Annotated in this window: 1 protein-coding gene; it reads right to left on the reverse strand. The window is 57.1% G+C overall.

What is annotated here, in order from left to right:
• On the reverse strand, nt 1-245 hold a 245-nt coding region (locus F6X37_RS36240; RefSeq protein WP_187614710.1), incomplete at both ends, for a winged helix-turn-helix domain-containing protein.

The following is a 245-nucleotide window of genomic DNA, read 5'->3' on the forward strand; positions in this document are numbered from 1 at the left end:
TTCGGCGATCTGATTCCAGATTACATCGCGAATGTGGGCGCGAGACAACGGTCGGCCCAAGTGTTGGAACAGCAGCAGTGCAAGTTCGAATTCCTTTGGGGTCAGCGCAGCAGCGGTACCCTTAAGCAGCGCCTGCTTCGCAATCAGATCGAAGTCGTAATCTCCATAGACTTCGCGCCCAGCAGCACTGAGCTGATAGGTGCGTCGCAACAGCGAACTGACGCGCGCGAGCAGGACACTTCCAG

Source organism: Paraburkholderia sp. 31.1 (assembly GCF_014397645.1).
In the GTDB taxonomy this organism is placed as follows: Bacteria; Pseudomonadota; Gammaproteobacteria; order Burkholderiales; family Burkholderiaceae; genus Paraburkholderia; species Paraburkholderia tuberum.